General features: G+C 57.1%; 9 protein-coding genes. 7 read left to right on the plus strand and 2 right to left on the minus strand.

Going from position 1 to position 6,858, the window contains the following annotated elements; genetic code table 11:
• The first annotated feature begins 4 nt into the window (after positions 1-4).
• On the plus strand, positions 5-160 hold the full coding sequence (locus ACWI8T_RS07385) for a YebC/PmpR family DNA-binding transcriptional regulator (protein ID WP_449138478.1): 156 nt from the start codon (positions 5-7) through the stop codon (positions 158-160).
• A 144-nt stretch (positions 161-304) separates the two neighbouring features.
• Here the strand turns inward: ACWI8T_RS07385 and ACWI8T_RS07390 are convergent, their stop codons facing one another.
• On the minus strand, positions 305-1,186 hold the full coding sequence (locus ACWI8T_RS07390) for an MBL fold metallo-hydrolase (protein ID WP_449138471.1): 882 nt from the start codon (positions 1,184-1,186) through the stop codon (positions 305-307).
• A gap of 274 nt (positions 1,187-1,460) precedes the next feature.
• On the opposite strand from ACWI8T_RS07390, the gene ACWI8T_RS07395 reads away from it, so the two are divergent.
• A complete protein-coding gene (locus ACWI8T_RS07395; protein WP_449138472.1) occupies positions 1,461-2,234 on the plus strand; it encodes a hypothetical protein in 774 nt (257 codons plus the stop codon).
• A gap of 12 nt (positions 2,235-2,246) precedes the next feature.
• Positions 2,247-3,047, plus strand: coding sequence for a hypothetical protein (locus tag ACWI8T_RS07400; RefSeq protein WP_449138473.1), 801 nt, complete (start codon positions 2,247-2,249; stop codon positions 3,045-3,047).
• A 159-nt stretch (positions 3,048-3,206) separates the two neighbouring features.
• Here the strand turns inward: ACWI8T_RS07400 and ACWI8T_RS07405 are convergent, their stop codons facing one another.
• Entirely contained in the window at positions 3,207-3,422 is a 216-nt protein-coding gene (locus tag ACWI8T_RS07405) for a helix-turn-helix domain-containing protein (RefSeq protein WP_114615916.1), read from the minus strand.
• A 123-nt stretch (positions 3,423-3,545) separates the two neighbouring features.
• On the opposite strand from ACWI8T_RS07405, the gene ACWI8T_RS07410 reads away from it, so the two are divergent.
• The 4 genes from ACWI8T_RS07410 to ACWI8T_RS07425 form a co-directional block, all read left to right on the plus strand.
• Positions 3,546-4,544, plus strand: coding sequence for a hypothetical protein (locus ACWI8T_RS07410; protein ID WP_449138474.1), 999 nt, complete (start codon positions 3,546-3,548; stop codon positions 4,542-4,544).
• A 72-nt stretch (positions 4,545-4,616) separates the two neighbouring features.
• Positions 4,617-5,417, plus strand: a complete 801-nt coding sequence (locus ACWI8T_RS07415; RefSeq protein WP_449138475.1) for a DUF4230 domain-containing protein — start codon at positions 4,617-4,619, stop codon at positions 5,415-5,417.
• Positions 5,410-5,991, plus strand: a complete 582-nt coding sequence (locus ACWI8T_RS07420; RefSeq protein WP_449138476.1) for a DUF4230 domain-containing protein — start codon at positions 5,410-5,412, stop codon at positions 5,989-5,991. Before ACWI8T_RS07415 ends, ACWI8T_RS07420 begins: the two co-directional genes overlap by 8 nt.
• A gap of 111 nt (positions 5,992-6,102) precedes the next feature.
• A partial coding sequence (locus ACWI8T_RS07425) for a ketopantoate reductase family protein (RefSeq protein ID WP_449138477.1) occupies positions 6,103-6,858 on the plus strand: 756 nt, incomplete at its 3' end.

Raw genomic sequence — 6,858 nt, forward strand, 5'->3', positions numbered from 1 at the left:
CACGATGATCCCGACCACTCCGACCGAAGTTGACCCGAAGGACGCCGCGAAGGTTATGCGTCTGGTCGACAAGCTCGAGGAGCTCGAAGACCTCCAGAACGTGTACCACTCCATGGATATGACTGACGAGGTCATCGCTGCCCTGGAGCAGGAGGACTAGGCTTTAAGGCCCACTCCAGCTCGCCGAAAGGCGTCGCGCGATATGCAATTGCAAGGCCCGCTCGCAAGAGCGGGCTTTTTGCGTTTTCGGGAGCTTGCGCGGTTGAAAATGAGCACCTTGCGCGGTCGACGCGTGGTGTCTGCGTTATTTCACGCTCGTGAGGCGGCCCTGGTAGCCGCAAAGAATGCGCGCGTTGCCGCTGGCGATGGCGAGACCCTCTTCGAGCGCCGCCCGTGGAAGGTCGTAGTTGTTATTGTTTTGCGAGATGTGCATGGCGACGACGGTTTCGGGCGTGCGCAGGCCGGCTGCGCGCGATTCGGTGATGAGAGTTGCGAGCTCATCGGTAGCCTGCGGGTTTGAGAGGTGGCCGAGCTCCGAGGCGATTCGCTTCTTAATAATGTAAGGGTAATCGCCGTTTTTCAGCATGCGCTCGTCATGATTGCTCTCGAGCGCCAAAATGCGCACGTCGCGCAAAGCCGCGTGCGCGGCGCTCGTCACGATGCCCGAATCGGTTATGTATCCCAGCGCGTCGCCGTCGGGCGACTCGACGCGAAAGCCGAATGAAGCGGCGGCGTCGTGGCTGGTGGCGAAGGGGAGCACATGCAAACCGGCGGCGCACACGACGCGCTCATCGCAGACGGAAGCCTCATTGCGGCCCTCGCTCGCATTTTCGTCTTGGGAAAGCGTAAGTGCTGCGCCAAGCGTCGCCGTTTCGAAATCGCTCGCAATCTTCTGCAGCGTTGAGCTGCTGTCGACGCAAGCGCGATTCACGTATACCATTGGCGCGCAACCGAGTTTCGCCAGGCCACGCAGCACCACGCCCAGGCCTTTGGTGTGGTCCCCGTGTTCATGGGTGATGAATACGGCTTCGAGCCGCGTGGGGTCGAAGCCTGCTTCGTCGCAGCGTTCGAGGAAATCGCGCTTGCAAATTCCGCAGTCAATAAGCACGCCCGCGCCTGTCGCGGCGTTTTCGACAATGGCGGCATTGCCTTTGCTGCCGCTTGCGAGCACATGTAGTTTCAGCATAAGAATCTTCCTGTTGCGGCGCGTGATCGCGCTTTTCTTTTCCGGCGCACAAGTATAGGCGAAATGCCTTGCTCCCGTGTGCAATTTGAAAGCGAAGCGTCGGTATGCCGCCCTCGCAAAATTTACATGCCCTCTTACGACAAGGCGCCGATGACCTTGTCCTGGTCGTAAGAAAGGGTGCGACATGACGAGCGAAAAGAAAAACGCCGTTGGACAAATGGGGTGTTGCTGTTCAAGCGTTGAACAGGTTAGCTGGAAGAAAGGAGGGCAGGGAATGCGCGACGAAGTGGCAGACGGCTGGAAGATTTCCCAGGTGGAAGTGCTGGTTGGGTTGCCACGCCGCGACATTCAACGTGCGTGCTATGAAGGTGCGGGCGGGCTCGGCATCGTGAAGCCGCGCAATACCACGTGGGGTTGGCGCGTGTATGAGGTTCCCGATGTGGCGAAGCTCTTCTTGCTGGCGCGGGGGCGCAGGCAGGGCAAGACGCTTGATGAGGTTCGCGACGAACTCGCGTCTTGCGAAGGAGCGCGCGACGTGTTGCGCAAGCTTGTGCGATGCGAGCAGGCCGCCCGCGAGGCCTGCGATGCCCATGCGGGTGCAAGCATGTCGGCTCGCGCGTTGCGATGTGCAATCGAGCAGGGGGACGTAACGGTATTTGCGGGGCTTATCGATGCGTCGTTCGCGGAAGATGCGCGTGCGTTTTGCGATGCGCATGCGGCGCTCGGGCTTGCTGCCGAGGGGCTCCTGTCGAAGCTTTTCGCGGATCTCGCGCGCGTTCGCGCGTGCGGTCAAGCTCCGGGTTCGAATGATGCGAAGGAGATTTGCTCAGCTTCAGTGCATGCGGTTTCCGAGCGGTGTGCGTTGCGCGCTATCGATGCAGGGATGCTGCTTGCTCGGGCGATGAATGCGTCGGGCATGGGGCTTACGTGCGAGTTGTGGCTTGGTCCTGCGACATGGACGTATGCGAATGCAGCGCTTGAGGCTTCGCGCATCGATATGCATGCGCGTGGCTTTTCGACGGAAGACGCGATTGAGAGTAGGGAATAGGAAGGCGAAGCGATGATGAAATCGATGGAAGACAGCAGGGTGGCTGGGGCTGCGAGCATAGTGAAGCTAGGGTGCGTAGCGGTTGTCCTTATCGCGATTGTCGCGCTTGCGGGCTGCTCCGCACAGCAAGGCACCACCCAGACGGCAGGCGATCAAGGCGCTCAGCAGCAATCGATGGGCGCGAGCGCTTCGGGTGACGCCACGGGCGCGGCGAAAGGCGCCGCGCAGCAGGACGCCAACACACTCGACGGAATAATCGCCGGCATTGAAGCGGACTTCGAATCGACGGAAGCGGATATTGCCGCGCAGCTCGAAGACGTGAAGTCGAAGGCGGGCGGCTCGTATGCTGATTATTCGGCGAACAAAGACCTGCTTGCGAACTGGTTCACGAACACGCAGGAAAAATCGAGTGCGTTGTTTACTCGCACGAGCGACAATGCGAAAAAGTATTACACGCTGCTTGCGCAGCAGGCTCCGAGCATGAGCTCGGACGACATTGACGATGCAATGAAGGCGTTCTATCGTGCGGTGTACGACGATGCGTATAAGGAAATGTATCGCAGCGTGTACACCGATGCGCACAAAGATGTGTATCGCACGTTTTATAGCGACGTGATGAAGGATGCTTATGACGTGAAGCCCTACTCAGAGGCGTCTGACGAGCAAAGCGATTTGTATCGTACGATGTCCGATGCGCAAAGTGACTTCTATCAGGCGATGTCCGACGCGCAAAGCGATTTGTACACGATGCATTCCGATGTGTATGGTGAGCTTTACGATGAGAATTACGATTTGTCGAAAGTGCTCGATTAGACGCAGCCGGTGGGTGCGGGCGTTTGGTCTGGCGGCTTGGCGTCCGCGCGCGACCTGATGTGACTTTCGGCGGACTTGCTGAGCTTGTGGCGTTGCATTTTGCAACTGTTCGGCGAAGCAACGTGGCGATGCTGGCGCGTGTGGGAGGCGAAATCGACCCTAGAAATCGATGAGGTCGGCCACCTTTACGCCGAGGCTGTCGGCAATGCGGCATAAAAGGTCGAGCCCAATGCTTACGGAGCCGTCCTCGATGTGCCATATGTGCGTTTGGTTTGAGCCGGCCATCAAGGCAAGCTTGCGCTGGGAGAGGCCCTGCCTCTCCCGTTCACGCCTAATTGCGGCGCCGAGCAATCTTTTGCGTTCGCTTGAATCCATGCGGCCATGGTATGGGGTAAAATTGAATAGGCGATATGCTATAGCAAGTCAAAAAACGAATGGGCAGATGACGCGCACGAAACAGCGCCGCTGTCCATTTTTGGCTACAAGGAGGTAAGGGCTATGGGATTCAATCCGTTCGGGGAAATCGGGAAGGCTGCGGCCGGCGCGGGCGCCTTTTTGCAAGACCAAGGCAACAACGTGGCCCATGCGGTAAGCGAAGGCGCCGAGCAAGCGGCGAAAGCGGCAAACGATGCTGGGGCATTTTTGGCGGAGCAGGGGAATAACGTGGCCCATGCCGTGGGCGATGGTGCCGAGCAGGCTGCGAAAGCGGTTGGCGGCGGCGCGAATGCAATCGTTAAGGGGGCAAGCGGCATTGCCGATAATGTATCGAATGCAATAAAGGGAGCATCCGATTCGATTGATGAGGAATCGGCGGGAAGGGCTCTTGATACGATTTATCATCAAGCCCTCGATGGCATTCCCAACATAAGCCGTTCCGTTGATGAGATGGTTTCGGACTACGTTTCGAAAACGGCAACACCCGAGCAGGCTGCGAAGGCCCTTGCCAAGGTGCAGGTAATGAAGTGCGGAACGTCTGGCTTCCTTTCGGGTTTGGGCGGGATCATTACGATTCCCGTGGCAATTCCGGCAAATGTGGGAAGCGTCATGTACGTGCAGATGCGCATGATTGCTTGCATTGCGAAGCTTGGTGGGTACGACATAAAGTCCGATCAGGTTCAAACAATGGTCTACATGTGCCTAACCGGTACGACGGTTGCCGACATTGCGAAGCAAGCGGGTATCAAGGTAGGCGAAAAGACGCTGATGGCGGCTATAAAAAAGATACCAGGTTCCGTTCTTGTGAAAATCAATCAAAAGATGGGCTTCCGCTTCATTACGAAAATGGGCGAGAAGGGAATTATCAATTTAGGGAAAATGGTGCCAATCGCGGGAGGCGTTATCGGCGGTGGTCTTGATGTGGTTACGACGAGCGTGATTGCCAAGAACGCCATCAATATGTTTATCAACGGCGAAGATTTCGACGACTCGGTTCCTACTGAAGAAGAGGCCATTGAAGCTAGGAGCATCGAAATCGAGGATAACAGCGAATTGATTTAGAACCTAGGTTGTCCAGGCTAGATAAGGTTGGAGAAGATGGGGAAGCAAGAGTCTTGTCAGAATGGGGACTCCTTGGACGAAACTCCCGAGGAGCGTGATGCTCGGTGCGAGAGGGAAGCCGACATCGCTAAATATCGGGCCGAGAGGGAGCTCGTTGATGCGCAGCGTCGTCTCGAAAAGCAGCGTGAGAGAACGGCGAAAGCTGAGCGTCGAGCCAAGCGTGCCCCGCTTTTGCCCCGCAAGGTGAAGCTTGGCCTTTTGGCGGCCGTTGCTGCAGTCGTCGTGGTAATTGCTGTGGTCGTTGGCGTGTCGACGGCCAAGAAGTCCAATAAAACGGAATACCTCACGTCGAGCGACCTTGTGGGCATCGTTAATGTGAGCAAGCTCGAAACGGCGACGTATCGCTATACCGGTATTGCCGAAAAGCACAATGACAAAGGTGACGTCGACTACCGCGTATATTACGAATCGACCGTAGACGCTGGTTACGATTTGAGCAAGGTCACGTTTAATGTCGATGACGACGCCAGAACGGTGACCCCGGTTTTGCCCGAATTGCAGCTCGACGAGCCGACAATTGACACTGCGTCGTTCGACTACATGCCCAAGCAGCCCGACGCGAACCCCAAAGACGTAATGGCCATATGCGAGGCCGATGTGCTTGCTGAAATCGACCAGGCGCAAGGCATTCGTTATACGGCCGAACAGAATATGAAGCGCATGATGGAGGTGCTGCTTATGCCAATTCTGGACGCAAAGGGGTACGCGATCGATTGGGAGGGAAATCCGCCTGAAGATGTGGTGGAGCCGTCCGATGCGGACGATGGCGCACAGCAGGAAACTTCCGAACAGGAGGCGAGCTCCGATGAATAGAATTCGCGTTGCCGTTGTTGCCGTTTTTCTGGGGTGTCTGCTATTCGGACTTTCTGGTTGTCAACCCGAGCAGGCGAAAACGGCCGATTTCAGCAATGCCCAGGAAGTCGCGAAGCTCGCGACGTTTGAATGCACATACCACAATGTCGTTCGAATCGAGCGCGATCGCGATTGGATTCTCACCGACCACGGCCGGAAGCAAGAGTGGTTCGAATACAACGCTGTGGTGAGCTTCGGAATCGATGCGAGTAAAGTTGAGATTAGTGCGCCCGACAGGAATGGCGTGGTGAAGATATCTATTCCAAAAGGGCAGGTTTTGAAGGACCCGAAAATTCCGGCTGAATCCATGTCCGACCCCGTTGACGACAACGGTTTTTTGACCGAAGTGACCGATGAAGATCGAAAAAAGGCCCTTACGAAAGCTCAGCAAGAGACCCTCGAGCGTGCGCGCAGCGACGATTCTATGATTGCCGCCGCCCGCGATAGCGCAAAAACGCTGCTTGAAGCATACGTCAAAAACGTCGGCAAAACCATTGACGAGGATTATCGAGTGAAGTGGGTTGACGTGGAATAGAAATCCCTTGCGATGAGGCCGCCTAGATGCCGTGAAATTGGCGTTGTTTGCGCGATGCCGCATATACTTTGCGTTAGCGAATCAACGAGAGCAAAGGGAATCAGATTCATCATGCGCATCAACAAAGTTGCATTCATCGGGAAAGGCGGTGTGGGGCTGCTGTATGGCGACATGATTGCCCGCGCGTTGGGCCCCGATGCCGTGGAATACGTGATGGACGACGTGCGCTATGAGCGTCACGCGGCCGATCAGCTGAGAATCAATGGCGAGCCGTGCAGTTTGCGCAGCGTGCGCGCGAGCGAAGCGACTCCCGCTGACTTAGTGATTCTTACGATTAAAACCACCGGCCTCAACCAAGCGCTCGACACTATGGAAGCCGTTGTGGGCCCCGAAACGTGCATCGCGTCGCTGTGCAACGGCATTACGAGCGAGCAGAAAATCGCTGAGCGTTTCGGCTGGCAGCGCACGGTGCTCGGCATTTGCCAGGGCATGGACGCCGTGTTCTTGAACAACGAACTCACATATGGCAGGCCAGGCGAGATCCGCTTCGGCGCGGCGCTCGATACCGACCCCGCCGTGGTGGCTGATATTGCCGAGTTATATTCCCGCGCGGGCATCGCCCATGTGGTGGAGCCCGACATTGAGCGTCGCATGTGGACGAAACTCATGATGAATGTGGGCGTCAACCAAACGTGTATGGTGTATGGCGGCACTTACGGCAGCGCGACCGAGCGCGGAAGCGAGCAGCGTCGCAGCTTGGTGGCGGCTATGCGCGAGGCTCGCGTGGTGGCGAATGCGGAAGGCATCGCCATCGCCGAGGCTGACTTGTCGCAGATGGTCGAGCTGCTCGAAACGCTTGACCCCGCA

The sequence above is a fragment of the Slackia sp. genome (genome assembly GCF_977041755.1).

What these genes read in the sequence shown, in the direction of transcription:
- ACWI8T_RS07385 (WP_449138478.1), top strand. Translation starts at nt 5, where the DNA reads ATGATCCCGACCACTCCGACCGAAGTTGACCCGAAGGACGCCGCGAAG.
- ACWI8T_RS07390 (WP_449138471.1), bottom strand. Translation starts at nt 1,186, where the DNA reads ATGCTGAAACTACATGTGCTCGCAAGCGGCAGCAAAGGCAATGCCGCC.
- ACWI8T_RS07395 (WP_449138472.1), top strand. Translation starts at nt 1,461, where the DNA reads ATGCGCGACGAAGTGGCAGACGGCTGGAAGATTTCCCAGGTGGAAGTG.
- ACWI8T_RS07400 (WP_449138473.1), top strand. Translation starts at nt 2,247, where the DNA reads ATGATGAAATCGATGGAAGACAGCAGGGTGGCTGGGGCTGCGAGCATA.
- ACWI8T_RS07405 (WP_114615916.1), bottom strand. Translation starts at nt 3,422, where the DNA reads ATGGATTCAAGCGAACGCAAAAGATTGCTCGGCGCCGCAATTAGGCGT.
- ACWI8T_RS07410 (WP_449138474.1), top strand. Translation starts at nt 3,546, where the DNA reads ATGGGATTCAATCCGTTCGGGGAAATCGGGAAGGCTGCGGCCGGCGCG.
- ACWI8T_RS07420 (WP_449138476.1), top strand. Translation starts at nt 5,410, where the DNA reads ATGAATAGAATTCGCGTTGCCGTTGTTGCCGTTTTTCTGGGGTGTCTG.